This is a genomic window from Pseudomonas iridis (assembly GCF_017980685.1).
In the GTDB taxonomy this organism is placed as follows: Bacteria; Pseudomonadota; Gammaproteobacteria; order Pseudomonadales; family Pseudomonadaceae; genus Aquipseudomonas; species Aquipseudomonas iridis.
In genome coordinates this window covers 146,673-163,417 of sequence record NZ_JACXXO010000007.1, presented here as the reverse complement: position 1 = coordinate 163,417, position 16,745 = coordinate 146,673, and the positions used below count along the sequence as shown (strand labels likewise).

Here is a 16,745-nt window from a genome sequence, read left to right as displayed (position 1 = left end):
AAAAAAATCATTCGCCCGAGATCTGCCGATAACTGCGCCGTTGCAGCCAGTTCAGCAAATCGGTTCCGGCCATCGGTCTTGCGTACCAATACCCCTGCCCTTGCGTGCACCCCAGTGCCAGCAGCTCGCGGCGCAGATCGGCCGACAACGAGCTGCTGATGATGACCGACTTTACCTGCCCGGACGCACCTACGCGTTGCAAGAACTGCAGGCCGTCCATACCCTCCATTTGCAAGTCGCACAGGGCAATGTCTACGCAGCCGATGTCCTTCAACAGGGCCAGTGCCTGCGCGCCGTCACTGGCTTCGTAAATCTGCCGGCACCCCAGACTTTGCAAGATGCTGACCGCAACCGAGCGTTGGAACGCGTGATCTTCGAGCACCAGAATTCGAAGCGGCTGAAGGGACATGATCGTTGCCTCGAGGATGGTGGAATTGGCACAAGTGTCCGGCGTTTCTGCGTAGTACTGGTTAGGAAAAATCCCAAATCTCATAGGACTTTTCCTAAATATCGAGGTGTTCAAGGAGTGCAGCCAGGGTTTGCCGATCCGGCGTACGGATCAGCGTCAACTGGCGTCGCTGGTTGGCATAAATCGTTTCTGCCTGTGCCTGGCCACGGCGTGCGTCATAAATCACACCGTGACGAATCTGCGAGTTGCTCTGGAAAAACCGCACCGGATCAATCCCGGCGGCAGTGATCAGCTCAACGTTGATGATCAGCAGATCAAAGTGCTCGAACGGTTCGGACGAGTAATGGGTCACGCCCAGCAGTTCACGAAACGAACGCACCGATATGAGCGTGCGATATCCCAGTTCGTTGAGGGACTTGCAGATTCGGTTGTGCTCGATGAGTTGCTCTTCAGCAACGAGAATTCGCCAGTGTTTGTAGGACATTGATTTTCGACGGCCGTAGGAAATGTTTCCAATCAGCGGAACACTCTAATCAATGGACGCCGCAAAACATGTAAGACAAGTCTGATAAACGAGCGGGATTTTCTGGAGGCAAACCAAGAAGAAAGCCACACCGCAATCACCGGCGTGGCTTACTTGATTGATCAAAGGCAGTGGATGTCTTTAATAACGTCATTCAGTCGTACTCGGACTCCAGAATGCCTGCACCACCAGCGCCGACGTCGAGATCCGCGCGATCAGTGCATCCAGCTCATCGCCGTCCACCGAAGTGGTCGCCAGCGTCGCTTCGATCTCGATTTCTTCGGCGCCAAAGGCGTGCACATCGACGTCGCTGGCCGGATAGTTGCTGCGTTCCAGCTCGGCTTCGAGTAAGGCGAGCACAGCTTTTTGCTGTGAACGTCGGGCGATCACGTAGACGATATTGGTGACTTCGGCCGAGACCACGTCCAGTGGCTGGCGGTTGATATTGTTGACGATCGGCCGCAGCAACGTATTGGCGGCGAGGATGAACAGCGTGCCCAGCACGGCTTCAGCCAGCAGGTCGGCACCGGCGCAGGCACCCACCGCAGCGGAGGTCCACAGGGTGGCAGCGGTGTTGAGGCCGCGCACGTTGCCTTCTTCGCGCATGATCACCCCGGCACCGAGAAAACCGATGCCGGAGACAACGTAGGCCACCACGCGCACCGCGCCCTCGGCCCCGGCGAGACGGTTGGCCATGTCGACAAAAATCGCCGCGCCGACCGCCACCAGCACATTGGTCCGCAGGCCGGCGGTGCGTTGCCGATACTGTCGCTCGAAGCCGATCAGGCCGCCCAGAAGGAACGCGGCGCTGAGGCTGATCAGGGTGTCGAGCAGCGAGGTGAGGTTGAGGTTGTTGATGGCTTGCATAGTCTTGTCCTTGAAAACATACCAATCCCCTGGGGGAGCGAGCCTGCTCGCGAAAGCGGTATGTCAGCCAACATAAATGCAACTGACACGACGCCTTCGCGAGCAGGCTCGCTCCCACACGGGGAACAGCGTTGTACTGCTGTTACTGCCAGCCAAACCGGCGGATGTAGAAACCTTTGACCGCCTGAGTCAGCGCCATGTACGCCAGCAGAATCACCGGCAGGAACACGAAGTACATCGACGGCAACGCCTGCAATTTGAAGTAGTGCGCCAGCGGCCCCATCGACAGGAAAATGCCGACCGCCATGATGATCCCGGTCATCACCAGCAGCGGCAGCGCTGCACGGCTTTGCACGAACGGAATCTTCGGCGTACGGATCATGTGCACGATCAGCGTCTGGGTCAGCAGGCCCACCACGAACCAGCCGGACTGGAACAGCGTCTGGTGGTCCGGGGTGTTGGCATCAAACACGTACCACATCAAGGCGAAGGTTGTGATGTCGAAGATCGAACTGATCGGCCCGAAAAACAGCATGAAGCGCCCGACATCGCCCGGCTGCCAGCGTTGCGGTTTCTTCAGCATCTGCTCATCGACGTTGTCGAACGGAATGGCGATCTGCGAAATGTCGTAGAGCAGGTTTTGCACCAGCAGGTGCATCGGCAGCATCGGCAGAAACGGAATAAACGCACTGGCAACCAGCACCGAGAACACGTTGCCGAAGTTGGAACTGGCGGTCATCTTGATGTACTTGAGCATGTTGGCGAAGGTGCGACGCCCTTCGAGTACGCCCTCCTCCAGCACCATCAGGCTCTTTTCCAGCAGGATGATGTCTGCCGCTTCCTTGGCGATGTCCACCGCGCTGTCGACGGAAATACCGATGTCGGCGGTGCGCAACGCCGGTGCGTCGTTGATGCCATCACCCATGAAGCCGACTACATGGCCGTTACCTTTGAGGATGCGCACGATGCGCTCCTTGTGCGACGGCGTCAGCCTGGCAAAAACGTTGGTGTTTTCCACCGCCACGGCCAGTTCGGCGTCGCTCATGCGCTCGATGTCGTTGCCCATCAGCAGGCCTTGCTGAGCGAGGCCGACTTCGCGGCAGATCTTCGCGGTGACCAGCTCGTTGTCACCGGTCAGCACTTTCACCGCCACGCCATGTTCGGCCAAAGCCTTGAGCGCCGGCGCGGTGCTTTCCTTCGGTGGATCGAGAAACGCGACGTAACCGATCAGCGTCAGTTCCTGCTCATCAGCCAGGCTGTAGGTGTCGCGCCCCTCAGGCATCGAGCGGGCCGCTACTGCCACCACGCGTAAGCCTTCAGCGTTGAATGCTGCGGTGACCTGACGAATCCGGGTCAGCAATTCATCGCTCAAGGCTTCATCGACGTCGCCGTGACGCACGCGGCTGCACACCGCCAGCACTTCTTCCACCGCGCCTTTGCAAATCAGTTGATGTGCCTGGCCGCGCCCTTCTACCACCACCGACATGCGCCGGCGATTGAAGTCGAACGGGATCTCATCGACCTTGCGAAACGCTGTGCCGACCTTCAGCTCACAGTGGACTTCCACATGTTCCAGTACGGCCACGTCCAGCAGGTTCTTCAGGCCGGTCTGGTAGTAGCTGTTCAGGTAAGCCATTTCCAATACGTCGTCAGAGTCTTCGCCCCAGACATCAACGTTGCGTGCGAGGAAGATTTTGTCCTGGGTCAGCGTGCCGGTCTTGTCGGTGCACAGCACGTCCATGGCGCCGAAGTTCTGGATCGCGTCGAGACGTTTGACGATGACTTTTTTGCGTGACAGAAATACCGCGCCTTTGGCCAGCGTCGAGGTGACGATCATCGGCAGCATTTCCGGCGTCAGCCCGACGGCAACCGACAGCGCAAACAGCAGTGCTTCGGACCAGTCGCCCTTGGTGAAACCATTGAGGAACAGCACCAGCGGCGCCATCACGAACATGAAGCGGATCAGCAACCAGCTGACTTTATTGACCCCTTGCTGGAACGAAGTGACCGCACGATCGGTAGCGCCGACACGCTGCGCCAGCGCACCGAAATAGGTGCTGTTGCCTGTGGTGAGAATCACCGCCACCGCCGTGCCAGACACGACGTTGGTACCCATGAACAGAATGTTGTCCAGCTCCAGCGGATTGCGTGTATCGCGATCAGCCTGACGCGGGAATTTCTCCACCGGCATCGATTCACCGGTCATCGCCGCTTGGCTGACAAACAGGTCTTTGGCACTGAGCACCCGGCAATCGGCGGGAATCATGTCGCCGGCCGACAACACGATCAGATCGCCCGGCACCAATTGTTTGATCGGCAACTCGCTGCGCGGCGCATCACGTCGCATCACTGTGGCGGTGTTGCTGACCATCGCTTTAAGCGCGTCGGCAGCCTGGTTGGATTTGCTTTCCTGCCAGAAGCGCAGCAGCGTCGACAGCACCACCATGGAGAAAATTACCACGGCCGCTTTCAGGTCTTCGGTCAGCCACGAGATCACCGCAAGCAGCGTCAGCAGCAGGTTGAACGGGTTTTTGTAGCAGTGCCAAAGGTGGGTCCACCACGGCAGAGGCTGCTCGTGTTCGACTTCATTGAAGCCGTATTGCGCACGCAGTGCATCGACTTCGAAATCGGTAAGCCCATCGGAGTGCGTGCCCAGTGAAGAGAGCAATGCTGAGCTGTCGCTGTGCGCGGCATCGACCAGGGTGTTGGCCAGAGTAGGCGGGACTTCACGGCTGACCGTGGTGTCGTTGATGGTTTCCAGCAACGCCAGGCGGCGGAAGTGCCGGGCGATGTGGCGGGTACGCAGAAAACCTGCGAAAAATTCCTTGAGCGTGAATTTCATGGCTGTTGCCCCTATGGTCAGCCGGGAAACCGTCAAGCAGGTACGACCGCGCCTCGTCCGCCGGAAAAACCGGCACGGCAAGGCATGGCGCGCCGGTCAGAAAAGACAGGCGTGTCGATAGGGCTGCGATGGCGACTTTAAAGTCGACATCACGCTCTGTTCAGCGTCGATGAGAAGGACGTCGAGACATGACCAAGGACTGGCCATGCACGGAATGCCGCTGCTCGCTTTTACGGCGAGACAACGGCAAAAAAAATGCGCGTTATCTTGCCGAGAATCTGCCGGTTACCGAGACCGGCCGACAACTGTCACTCGAACAAGTACCCACTGTGGGTCTCCGCTATTGATGAAAACGCGCGAAGCTTACGCCTCGATGTCTGGAGAGTAAACCCGTGAAAGGCAGTGTGGCGGGGAATGTGCTTGATCTTCAGGAAGGGTTCAGGAAGGGCTTTTTGGCTGTCCTTGAGGGCCCCTTCGCGAGCAGGCTCGCTCCCACAGGGAATCTCCAGCGAACACGGTTTTTGTATTCATCGAAGATCCAAATGTGGGAGCGAGCCTGCTCGCGAAGGCAGATCAGGCGGCGCAGATTTTAGCTGGCAGTCGCCAACAGCAAATCCGCCATCGAACGGTGCTCACGATGCTTGCCATGTTCATACAACGAGCCCGCAATCTCATCGGCACGAATCGGCAGCACCGATAACAATGTGTCGCTCAAACCATGACTGGCCTGGCAGAAGCCCTGCATGTAAATGCCAGCCTTGCAGCGCTCATCGGTGATCAGTTTGTAGTTGCGATCAACCTCGAACTCGCCCAGGTATTCTTCCAGCGGCGCCAGCAATTTACGGTGCATCTGCCGCTCGTAGCCGGTGGCCAGTACCACGGCGTCGTACAGGCGCACGCTGACTTCGCCAGTGGCGTTGTTGCGTACCGCCAACTCGATGCCGTGTTCGGTGGCGGTAGCACTCTCGACGGTGGTCAGGGTGCGGAACGCATGACGGGCAATTCCGGAAACCTTCTGGCGATAGAAGATGCCGTAGATGCGCTCGATCAGGTCAATGTCGACCACCGAGTAGTTGGTGTTGTGGTACTCGTTGACCAGACGCTCACGCTCGGCACTGTTCTGCTGGAACACCAAGTCAGTGAACTCCGGCGAGAACACTTCGTTGACGAACGGGCTATCGTCCGCAGGTTTAAGGGCCGAGCCGCGCAAGATCATGTCGACCTGCACCGAAGGGAACGAATCGTTCAGATCGATGAACGCTTCCGCCGCGCTCTGCCCGCCACCGATGATCGCAATGCTCATCGGCTGATTGTTGACGCACGGCTGCCTGGCCATCTGCGACAGGTATTGCGAATGATGGAACACACGGTTGTCGCCCTTCAGCGCCTTGAACGCCTCGGGAATACGCGGCGTGCCACCGGCACTGACCACAACCGAACGGGTGGTCCGCACATGTTGTTGCCCCTGGCTATCGCGGGAAATAACGCGCAGCGCTTCAACCTGGTGGTTATGCAGCACCGGCTCGATGGTCAGCACTTCTTCGCCATAACGGCTCTGCTCGGTGAACTGCCCGGCGACCCAGCGCAGGTAATCGTTGTACTCCATGCGGCACGGATAAAAGGTGCCGAGGTTGATGAAGTCGACCAGACGACCGTGGTACTTGAGGTAATTGACGAACGAGTACGGGCTGGTCGGATTGCGCAGGGTCACCAGATCCTTGAGGAAGGAAATCTGCAACTCGCTCTGGGTCGACAGAGTGTTGCCGTGCCAGCTGTAGTTGGCCTGTTTGTCGAGGAACAGCACATCCAGTTCACCCTGGGTCGGCCCGCGCTCTTGCAGCGCGATGGCCAATGCCAGGTTCGAAGGGCCGAAACCGACGCCGATCAGGTCGTGAACGATGGGCGATGCAATTGCCTGTGTCATTTCCAGTGTCCTCTGGATGAACCCCTCAACCGTGGGGCTAAAGCCTGGGTGACCTGACCGGCCCGAAGCAGGACAGCAGGTCGTCTGTTGAGTAGGAACGAGGACGGTGAAAAAAAATTTAACGGGGAAGGATCAATGGGCGTCCCATTGTTGGATCCGCACCCGGCAATGTTTCATGGCGTTGACGATGTGTTTTTCCACCAGCGCTTTGGAAATACCGAGGCTCTCGGCAATTTCGTTGTGGGACAGACCTTCGATCTTGCGCAGTAGAAAACTGTCACGACACAGCGGTGACAATTCCGCCAGCGCTCGCTGGAGCATCTCCAGGCGTTGACCGTGATCGAGGGTGCCGTGGGGAGACGGGGTGAAATAACGCTCTTCATTGTCGAGCACTTCAAGGGATTCGACCTGCCGCAAGGCATTGCGTCGATGATCGTCGATGACCAGATTCAGCGCGGTGCGATAAAGAAACGCCCTGGGTTGTTCGATCGGCGTGTCACTGGAGCGTTCCAGCACCCGCAGATAGGCGTCATGCACCACATCCTCGGCAACCTGGCGGTTGCCCAGCTTGGCGTTGAGGAAACACACCAGCTCGCGATAGTAGTTTTCCAACATGACTCCTGGCCGCAACGACGCGGTTTTTGTCCTTGGGCTCACCCATCCGCCCTGCACTAACAGGCAGTAGCAAGATAGTGGCAACTTAAGTGCGTAATTTATAGTAATTCTCATATAGATTTAAAGTCTTGTTTCCACATACCAGCCGAATAGTGTCGGACGGGCACCTGTTACCTGATGTGTTAGCGCTTAAATTCCCTCGTACATTCATCGTTTACATGACAGCTCCCCGTTTCTGTCGTGCCTTGCGACAGCGTTCAAGTGCCCGAACATTCCGTGCACCTGCTGAACGTCGGGCCGAACCCACTGGCCGGAACCCTGCATGAAACGTCCCCGCCCCGCCCGACGCGCCTTGTTCGCCGCCCTCTGTCTGATTCCCGTGATCGCCGTCGCCGCATGGCAAGTCCTGCCGCCGGGACGCGACACCCTGGCGACCGTACAAGTGACCCGCAGCAATATCGAAAACAGCGTGACAGCACTGGGCACTTTGCAGCCGCGACGCTATGTAGACGTCGGCGCACAGGCCTCGGGGCAAATCCAGAAGATCCACGTCGAGGCAGGTGATGCGGTCAAGGAAGGCCAACTGCTGGTGGAAATCGATCCGTCGACGCAAAAAGCCAAACTCGACGCAGGTCGTTTCTCCATCGAAAACCTCAAGGCCCAATTACAGGAACAGCGCGCTCAGCACGACCTGGCGCAGCAGAAATACCAGCGCCAACAGAAACTCGCCGCCGGCGGCGCCACCCGCGAGGAGGACGTGCAGACCGCCCGTGCCGAAGTCCGCGCCACCCAGGCACGCATTGACATGTTTCAGGCACAGATCCGTCAGGCCCAGGCAAGTCTGCGCAGCGACGAAGCGGAACTCGGCTACACGCGCATCTTTGCACCAATGAGCGGCACCGTCGTCGCTGTGGGCGCGCGCGAAGGCCAGACACTCAACGCGCAACAACAGACGCCACTGATCCTGCGCATCGCGCGGTTGTCGCCAATGACGGTGTGGGCCGAAGTTTCCGAAGCGGACATCGGCCACGTCAAACCCGGTATGACCGCCTACTTCACCACCCTCAGCGGTGGCAGCCGGCGCTGGAGCAGCACGGTGCGGCAGATTCTGCCGGTGCCCCCGCGCCCCCTTGAGCAAAACCAGGGCGGCAGCCCCACCGGCGGTCGCAGTGGCAGTGAGCGAGTGGTGCTCTACACCGTACTGCTCGACGTCGACAACACAGACAACGCCCTCATGACCGACATGACCGCTCAGGTGTTCTTCGTCGCACAAAACGCGCAGAACACCCTGACAGTGCCGAGCACTGCCTTGCAACCGGGCTCGCGCCCGCAATGGCAACTGGCGCAGATCGTCGCTGCCAACGGGGAAATCCAGTCGCGCGAAGTCCGCACCGGCATCAGCGACCGGTTACGTACACAAGTCCTCGAGGGCCTGGCCGAAGGCGATCACATTCTCAGCGCTCCCGCTGTAGGCAACGGAGGCTGAATGCAAACGCCCCTGATTGACTTGCGCCAGATCCGCAAAGCCTACGGCGGCAACGACAGCCCGCTGGTGGAGGTATTGCGCGGCATCGATCTGTCGATTCACGCCGGCGAATTCGTGGCCATCGTCGGCGCCTCCGGCTCCGGCAAGTCGACGTTGATGAACATCCTCGGTTGCCTCGATCGCCCGACCAGCGGCGAATACCGCTTTGCCGGTGAAGACGTTGCGCAACTGGACACCGACGAACTGGCGTGGCTGCGTCGCGAGGCATTCGGCTTTGTGTTTCAGGGTTATCACCTGATCCCGTCCGGCTCCGCACAGGAAAACGTCGAGATGCCGGCCATCTACGCTGGCACGCCTGCGGCCGAACGACACGCCCGGGCCAGCGCATTGCTGGAACGCCTGGGGCTGGGCAGCCGCACCGGCAATCGCCCGCACCAGCTCTCCGGCGGTCAACAACAACGCGTATCAATTGCCCGAGCACTGATGAACGGCGGCCACATCATTCTCGCCGACGAACCTACCGGCGCCCTCGACAGCCACAGCGGCAAAGAAGTCATGGCCCTGCTCGACGAGCTCGCCAGCCAGGGCCATGTGGTGATTCTCATCACTCACGATCGCGAAGTGGCGCAACGTGCCAAGCGCATTATCGAAATTCGTGACGGCCTGATCATCAGCGATACCGCCGAGCAACCGGGTGCCCCTGCCCGTACCGCCAACTCCGGCGCCTTGCAGGCAGTGGATCTGCGCCAGCGCCTGAGCGCCGGCAGCACCGAGACCGGCGCCTGGAGGGGCGAACTGCTGGATGCCGTGCAAGCGGCCTGGCGGGTGATGTGGATCAACCGTTTCCGCACCGCGCTGACGCTGCTGGGGATTGTCATCGGTGTCGCGTCAGTGGTGGTGATGCTGGCGGTCGGCGAAGGCAGTAAACGCCAGGTGATGGCGCAAATGGGGGCGTTCGGCTCCAACATCATTTACCTCAGCGGCGCGGCACCCAACCCGCGCACGCCACCGGGCATCATCACCCTCGATGACGTTGCCGAACTTGCAACCCTGCCCCAGGTGGAACGAATCATGCCGGTCAACGGCTCGACCGCCGGCGTGCGCTTCGGCAACGCCGACCACTCAAGCTACGTCGGCGGCAACGACACCAATTTTCCGATCATCTTCAATTGGCCGGTGGTACAGGGCAGCTACTTCACTCAGGCCGATGAAGACAGCGCCGCCGCAGTCGCGGTGATCGGCACCAAGGTTCGCGACAAATTGCTCAAGGACGTGGCTGACCCGATCGGTCAATACATCCTGATTGAAAACGTTCCGTTCCAGGTGCTCGGCGTGCTGGCGGAAAAAGGCTCAAGCTCCGGCGACTCGGACAGCGACAACCGGATCGCCGTGCCGTACTCGGCGGCCAGTACGCGCCTGTTCGGCAGTCGCAACCCGGAATATGTGGTGATCGCCGCCAGGGACGCACGCAAGGTCAAAGACGCCGAACAGGCCATCGAGCAATCGATGCTGCGCCGGCACAACGGCAAAAAGGATTTCGAGCTGACCAACAACGCCGCCATGATCCAGGCCGAGGCTCGCACCCAGGGCACGCTGTCACTGATGCTCGGCGCCATCGCCGCCATTTCCTTGCTGGTCGGCGGCATCGGCGTGATGAACATCATGCTCATGACCGTGCGTGAACGCACCCGCGAGATCGGCATTCGCATGGCCACCGGCGCCCGTCAGCGCGACATCCTGCGCCAGTTCTTGACCGAAGCGGTGATGCTCTCCGTTGTCGGTGGCATTGCCGGCATCAGCCTGGCGATGCTGGTCGGCGGCGTTCTGTCGTTCAGCGGCGTAGCAATCGCATTTCAATGGATGGCCGTAATCGGCGCCTTCGCCTGCGCCCTGGTCACCGGTGTCATCTTCGGCTTCATGCCTGCCCGCAAGGCCGCCCGGCTCGACCCGGTCACAGCCCTTACCAGTGAATGATCAACCTATGAAAGCGCAACTGACATTCCTTGCCGCCAGCCTGTTACTGGCGGCCTGCAGCAGCCCTGCGCCACGCCCTGACAGCGGCGTGCAATCACCGCCCGCCTGGCAATCGCCAGACCATCCCGGCGCGGTGCAAAGCAATCGCCAATGGTGGACGCAGTTCGGCAGTCGCGAACTCGATCAACTGGTCGAACAGGCACGACTGGGCAGCCATGACCTCGGCGCGGCCGTTGCCCGCGTCAGACAGGCGCAGGCCAGCGCGACGGTTGCCGGGGCCCCGCTGCTGCCCGAACTCAAGGCCGGAATCAATGCCAATCGGCAGAAGCTTCTGCACGGCAAAGGCTACAGCCAACTGGATGTCAACCCGGACAATCGCTCGCTGGATTACTACGACGCCGAGCTGAGCGCCAGTTACGAAATCGATTTCTGGGGGGGTAAACGAGCCGCCCGTGACAGCGCCGTGTTCGGTGTGCAGGCCAGTGAGTTTGATCGCGCCACGGTCGAGCTGACCTTGCAAAGCGGCGTCGCCAACAGCTACACCCAGGCGCTCGCCTTGCGTGAGCAGGCGCGCATTGCCGAACTCAATCTGGCCAACGCGCAAAACGTGCTGCACCTGGTGCAAACCCGCTTCGACGCAGGCAGCGCCACCGCGCTGGAACTGGCTCAGCAAAAAAGTCTGGTGGCCGAGCAACAGCGCAAATTGCCGCTGGTGCAGCAACAGGCCCGCGAAGCGCTGATCACCCTCGCCGCCCTGCTCGGTCAACCAGTGCAGGCGCTGTCCTCGCCTCAGCAGGCATTCGCGCAATTGCAGTGGCCAAACATCGCCAGTGGCGTGCCCAGCGATCTGCTGAGTCGACGTCCGGACATCGCCAGCGCAGAAGCCAAACTGGCGGCGGCCCAGGCTGACGTCACCGTAGCCCGCGCGGCCATGCTGCCAAAAATCACCCTCACCGCCAGCCTCGGCACCGGTGCCGATCTGGCGGCGGATCTGCTGCGCACAACGTTCTACAACCTGTCATCCGGATTGACGGCGCCGATCTTCAACAACGGGCGCTTGAGCGCCGAACGCGACAAGGCCAAGGCCCGTCAGGATGAATTGCTGGAGACCTATCGCGGGGCGATCATCAATGGCTTCGCCGATGTCGAAAAAGCCCTGAGCACCATCCGTGGCCTCGATGAGCAACGGCAGTGGCAAAGCGAAGAATTGGGTCAGGCGCAAACCGCGTTCGACATCGCGCAAAGCCGTTATCAGGCGGGTGCCGAAGACTTGCTCACGGTGCTGCAAACCCAGCGCACCTTGTATGCGGCGCAGGACATGAACGTGCAACTGCGCCTGTCGCGACTGCAGGCGAGCATTGCCTTGTACAAAGCGTTGGGCGGTGGCTGGCAAGTTATCTGACAGCGAACACTCACACTCTCTTTTACCGAACCAAAAACCTGTAGGAGCTGCGGCACGCTGCGATCTTTTGATCTAGAAAAACAAGTCAAAAGATCGCAGCGTGCCGCAGCTCCTACAGGGGGTATTGCGTTGTGTCGGATGGGTGACGGGCAAAAAGAATCGCAGCTTCGGGCTGCGATTTTTTTTCGCTTAAAGTTGCCGGCCTTTCACCTTCAAATGCCTGGCGTACCACGGTCGCTGCGGCACCTTGCGAAACAGATCGGCCATGTTGTCTTCGTCGCCGAAAGTGATGCGCAGCGCCAGTTTCATGGTCTCCGGATCCATCTCCACCGAACGCCCGACTTGCAGGCCGGGCACGCTGCTGCAGCCATGGGTGTCGGGGCCCAGCCAGGGGTCATCGACTTCCACCCAACGCCCCGGCGCAAACCACGGCACGCCGTTGACCTCGAGGCGACTGACTTCCCCCGGGTGAAAACGCTCGTGGGCGCGGAACCAGTCTTCAAGCCGATCATCGATCCAGCCATGAAAACGCCAGAACACCGGGTTCACATGGGAGGAAAACGGATCGCCGAGAAAGTCGTTTTCCGGGGCATACCAACGCGCGGCGAAATCCGCCTGATCCCGCGCCATCGGCACTGGAATGTTGTTGGACGGGTCGCGGGCCACCGATGCCCAGCGCATATGCAACCAGTCGTGCAGGCCCAGTTCGACTTCCGAGCCGAACTGGCCGAGGGAGAGTTTCGACAAGTAGCGCGGATCGCGGTACTGCGACTCCCACACCTGAAAATTACTGTGATAGGTTTCGGCCGCTTTGATGTCGCTGACCCACTTGGTGTACTCGTCGTCGCCTTCGGTCAGCCACGTTGGCGGCAATGCGTTGCCGTCGTGATTGTCGAAGTAACGAGCGAAGCCCTGACGGTCACGCTCCAGCTCCGGCTGCGGCATGGGGAATGCCTGCCATGACGGCAAGTCTTGCATCGAACGGGCTTTGCCCAGCATGTGTCGATGCATGAAGAAAAAATCGATGCCCGAGCCGTTGCGATCCTTACGCGGCCCACGGGCATCACGCTCCTTGTCCCGTGGGCCAGGTTGCCAGCCGATACCACGTAACGCATCACGTTTTTTTTCGGAGAGTTTGTGCCACTTGTCCCGCGACGCGTGCCAGAGCTGATGGAACAGCCGATGTTCGGGCGCTACCAGCCACGCCAGAAACGCCGGATTCAATCCGACTCTTTCTCGGGCTTCGGGAAACCGTCGCTTGATCGCGATGAAGTGATTGTCGAGTTCTGGTAGACCCAGCGCGCGATCCAGTCGCAGCACTTGCCCGGTAAACGTGCCGCTGCCAGCGTTGCCGAACGCGGCCCAGACTTCGTCCAGTTTTACTTTGAATTCGTACACCACCGGCGCTTGCGGCGCATCGCTGCGCATCAGACGCCAGAACATCTCGGCGCCATTACCCGGCGCCAGATCGCCGATGACTTGATAACGCACTGGCGCCTCGGAACGCAGGTTAGCCCCCGTGTCGAGATAACCGCGCAAACCGCGGCCACGGTGGGCAATGTCGAGAAACAGCTCCAGACCTTCATTGGGCAAGCCATCCAGTCCAGCGGCAGCACCAGTGAAACGAATGTCCCACACGCCGCGCAAACTGTCCGCCAACTGCTGACCGGCCGTGTCCGCCAGGTCGACCGTGGCCTCTCCCGGGGTGATCGGAAACTCCTCACGGGTCAGTTCACGATGTGCATAAAAAGCGGCAGGCAGCGCGGCGCCCGTGAGTGCCATGCCCGCCATGAACCAGCGTCGAGAGATCGTCATTGCCCTACCTGTGTCAGCCATGGAGCAGGCTTTATCCAAGCTAGAACGTTTGCTCGCCGAGGAAATTTATGGCCGCGGCGAAAGAGCCCGGCATTCGCCGTCGCCTTTTCGCCTTCCGCCCCTAAATTACCCGCTCCGCCGCTCGTTCCTCCCAGATAGCAAAGGCCCCTGCGCCTGAACCTCGACGGCGAACCTGAATGAGATGGCAATGACAAAACCGCGTTCGAAAAAGGCTCTATTTATCGGCCTGCCGCTGGCCTTGGCGATCAGCGCCGGCGCAGGGTTTCTGGCTTGGGATTACTGGTTTCGGGACAACCCCGGCTATCCGGTCAAAGTGATGAAGCAGGCGACCGAACTGCAGGATCGCATCCTCTCTTTCGACAGCCACATCACCGTGCCGTTGAGCTTCGGCACTCACGGCAACGAAGCCGACAAGGATGGCTCGGGGCAGTTCGACCTGATCAAGGCCAACCGTGGACGGCTGTCCGGCGCGGCACTGACCGTATTTGGCTGGCCGGAAATGTGGAACGGCCCGAATGCACCGCACCGCCCGACCGAAGGTTTTGTCGAGGAAGCGCGCAATCAGCAGGAAGTGCGCTACAAGATCATTTCCGGGATAGTGCGCGACTTCCCCAATCAGGTCGGCATCGCCTATACCCCGGATGATTTCCGCCGTCTGCACGGTGAAGGCAAATTTGCGATTTTCATCAGCATGCTCAACGCCTATCCACTGGGCAACGACCTGAGCAAACTGGACTTGTGGGCCGGACGCGGCATGCGCATGTTCGGCTTCAGCTATATCGGTAACAACAGCTGGGCCGACTCTTCGCGCCCGCTGCCCTTTTTCAATGACTCTCCCGACGCGCTCGACGGTCTCTCGGACATCGGCAAACAAGCCGTGCATCGCTTGAACGATCTGGGGGTGATCATCGACGTCTCGCAGATGTCGACCAAAGGTCTGGAGCAAGTCGTGCAGTTGAGTCGTACGCCGATTGTCGCCTCGCACTCGGCACCGCGAGCGGCGGTGGATATTCCACGCAACCTCAGCGACAAAGAGCTGCAACTGATCAAAAACAATGGCGGCGTAGTGCAGGTGGTCGGCTTTTCGCAGTACCTCAAACCGCTGACCCAAGGCACCCAGGACAAACTCAACGCCCTGCGCGCACGCTTCGACCTGCCGCCACTGCCGAACCTGGCCATGGCCCTGATGCCGGGCGATCCGATCATCACCGCCTGGTCCGAACAGAAACTCGGCCAGTACGCCAGCGGCCTCTACGGCATTCTTGAAGAGGAGCCGAAAGCGACCCTCAAGGATCTCGGCGACGCCATCGATTACACCGTGCGCAAGATCGGCATCGACCACGTCGGCATCGCTTCGGACTTCAACGATGGCGGCGGCATCAAGGGCTGGGAAAACGTCGGCGAAATCCGCAACGTCACCGCCGAGCTGATCCAGCGTGGCTATTCCGAAGCGGACATCGCCAAGCTGTGGGGCGGCAACTTCCTGCGCGTTTGGGATCAAGTGCAAAAGGCTGCAAAACCCACGCTGATTTCCCGTCAGGATGCGGCCAAGCCATGACTGACCGTCGTACATTCCTGAAACAGGTCGGCGTACTCGCCGCTGCCCTGCCCCTGGGTTCCAGCCTTGCCTGCGCGACCGCCGCCACCCCTCACCCTGCGCTGCCGGGCAACAAATGGGCGCAATTGCGCCAGTTGTTCGATCAGGATCCGCAGGCTATCCACTTCGCCAACTTTCTGGTCACTTCACATCCCCGCCCCGTGCGCGAGGCCATCGAACGCCATCGCGCAGCGCTGGATCTGAATCCGGGACTGGCGATGGACTGGGACCTGGGCGTCACCGAGCAGCGCGAAGAAAACGTGCGGGTCTGGGCCGGCAAGTACCTGCAAGCCAAACCGAGCCAGATCGCTCTCACCGGCAGCACCACCGAAGGCCTGGCGATGATTTATGGCGGCGTACATGTTCGCCCGGATCAGGAGATCCTGACCACAGTTCACGAGCATTACTCAACCCGCAACATTCTCGAATTCCGTAGCCGGCGCGACGGCACACAAGTTCGCAAACTCAAGCTGTTCGACACTGCGCAAAGCATTTCGCTGGATCAGATACTCGACACCATCAACCGCAACATCCGCCCGCAAACTCGTGTGCTGGGTATGACATGGGTGCATTCGGGCAGCGGAGTGAAGTTGCCGATCGCCGACATCTCGCGCCTGGTCGATGAGCACAATCGCGGACGCGACGACAAGGATCGGCTGATTTACGTGGTCGATGGTGTGCACGGATTCGGTGTCGATGACCTGAGCTTCGCGCAGATGAACTGCGACTTTTTCATTGCCGGCACCCACAAATGGATGTTCGGCCCACGCGGCACCGGCATCGTCTGCAGCCGCAGCGAAGAGGTGAAATACGTCAGCCCCAGCGTGCCGACGTTCTCCGAAGCCACGACGTTTGGCACCACAATGACCCCGGGCGGTTACCACGCCTTCGAACATCGCTGGGCGCTGGACGAAGCCTTCAAGTTGCATCTGCAACTGGGCAAGGCCGACGTGCAGGCCCGCATCCATCAGCTCAACAGCTACCTGAAACAGCGCCTGCGCGAACAGTCGAACATCGAACTGGTAACCCCGCTCGATCCGAGGTTTTCCGCCGGTTTCAGTTTCTTCCGGGTCAAGGGCCAGGACAGTGATGAAGTGGCCGCTTACCTGATGAACAACCGGGTGATCTGCGATGCCGTCAGCCGCGATGTCGGTCCGGTGATTCGTACGTCACCAGGGCTGCTGAACAACGAAACCGAAGTCGACCGGTTCATGGACATCCTTGGTAAAAAACTGCGCGCCTGATTCCTCGACTCCAGTTTTCCCTTCAC

General features: G+C 60.0%; 12 protein-coding genes. 5 read left to right on the top strand and 7 right to left on the bottom strand.

Annotated features, from left to right (window positions below; all coding sequences use genetic code 11):
* Positions 1 to 7: 7 nt before the first annotated feature.
* The 6 genes from IEQ42_RS13945 to IEQ42_RS13920 form a co-directional block, all read right to left on the bottom strand.
* A complete protein-coding gene (locus IEQ42_RS13945) occupies positions 8 to 493 on the bottom strand; it encodes a response regulator (RefSeq protein WP_228731988.1) in 486 nt (161 codons plus the stop codon).
* 10 nt (positions 494 to 503) lie between these two features.
* Positions 504 to 893, bottom strand: a complete 390-nt coding sequence (locus IEQ42_RS13940; protein WP_210703900.1) for a hypothetical protein — start codon at positions 891 to 893, stop codon at positions 504 to 506.
* Positions 894 to 1,082: 189 nt separating this feature from the next.
* On the bottom strand, positions 1,083 to 1,799 hold the full coding sequence (locus tag IEQ42_RS13935) for an MgtC/SapB family protein (RefSeq protein WP_210703899.1): 717 nt from the start codon (positions 1,797 to 1,799) through the stop codon (positions 1,083 to 1,085).
* A gap of 142 nt (positions 1,800 to 1,941) precedes the next feature.
* Positions 1,942 to 4,641, bottom strand: a complete 2,700-nt coding sequence (gene mgtA, locus IEQ42_RS13930) for a magnesium-translocating P-type ATPase (RefSeq protein ID WP_210703898.1) — start codon at positions 4,639 to 4,641, stop codon at positions 1,942 to 1,944.
* 589 nt (positions 4,642 to 5,230) lie between these two features.
* The gene (locus IEQ42_RS13925) at positions 5,231 to 6,565 is read right to left on the bottom strand and encodes a lysine N(6)-hydroxylase/L-ornithine N(5)-oxygenase family protein (protein WP_210703897.1); all 1,335 of its coding nucleotides are present in this window, start codon (positions 6,563 to 6,565) and stop codon (positions 5,231 to 5,233) included.
* A 132-nt stretch (positions 6,566 to 6,697) separates the two neighbouring features.
* On the bottom strand, positions 6,698 to 7,180 hold the full coding sequence (locus tag IEQ42_RS13920) for a sigma-70 family RNA polymerase sigma factor (protein WP_150601408.1): 483 nt from the start codon (positions 7,178 to 7,180) through the stop codon (positions 6,698 to 6,700).
* 322 nt (positions 7,181 to 7,502) lie between these two features.
* Here IEQ42_RS13920 and IEQ42_RS13915 point away from each other — a divergent pair, with 322 nt between their 5' ends.
* Genes IEQ42_RS13915 through IEQ42_RS13905 form a run of 3 tightly spaced genes read left to right on the top strand, consistent with a single transcriptional unit; the run spans position 7,503 to position 12,042 of the window.
* A complete protein-coding gene (locus IEQ42_RS13915) occupies positions 7,503 to 8,666 on the top strand; it encodes an efflux RND transporter periplasmic adaptor subunit (RefSeq protein ID WP_210703896.1) in 1,164 nt (387 codons plus the stop codon).
* Positions 8,667 to 10,640 carry a MacB family efflux pump subunit gene (locus IEQ42_RS13910; RefSeq protein ID WP_150601406.1) on the top strand — a complete coding sequence of 658 codons (1,974 nt, stop codon included), beginning with the start codon at positions 8,667 to 8,669 and terminating at the stop codon, positions 10,638 to 10,640.
* Between the two features lie 7 nt (positions 10,641 to 10,647).
* On the top strand, positions 10,648 to 12,042 hold the full coding sequence (locus tag IEQ42_RS13905; RefSeq protein WP_210703895.1) for an efflux transporter outer membrane subunit: 1,395 nt from the start codon (positions 10,648 to 10,650) through the stop codon (positions 12,040 to 12,042).
* 189 nt (positions 12,043 to 12,231) lie between these two features.
* Here IEQ42_RS13905 and pvdP read toward each other — a convergent pair whose 3' ends face one another.
* Entirely contained in the window at positions 12,232 to 13,857 is a 1,626-nt protein-coding gene (gene pvdP / locus IEQ42_RS13900; RefSeq protein ID WP_210703894.1) for a pyoverdine maturation tyrosinase PvdP, read from the bottom strand.
* A 208-nt stretch (positions 13,858 to 14,065) separates the two neighbouring features.
* Between pvdP and pvdM the strand changes: the two genes are divergently transcribed.
* A complete protein-coding gene (gene pvdM / locus IEQ42_RS13895) occupies positions 14,066 to 15,436 on the top strand; it encodes a dipeptidase (RefSeq protein WP_210703893.1) in 1,371 nt (456 codons plus the stop codon).
* Positions 15,433 to 16,719, top strand: coding sequence for a pyoverdine-tailoring periplasmic protein PvdN (pvdN, locus tag IEQ42_RS13890; protein WP_210703892.1), 1,287 nt, complete (start codon positions 15,433 to 15,435; stop codon positions 16,717 to 16,719). The genes pvdM and pvdN overlap by 4 nt, the downstream gene beginning before the upstream one ends.
* The last annotated feature ends 26 nt before the right edge of the window (positions 16,720 to 16,745 follow it).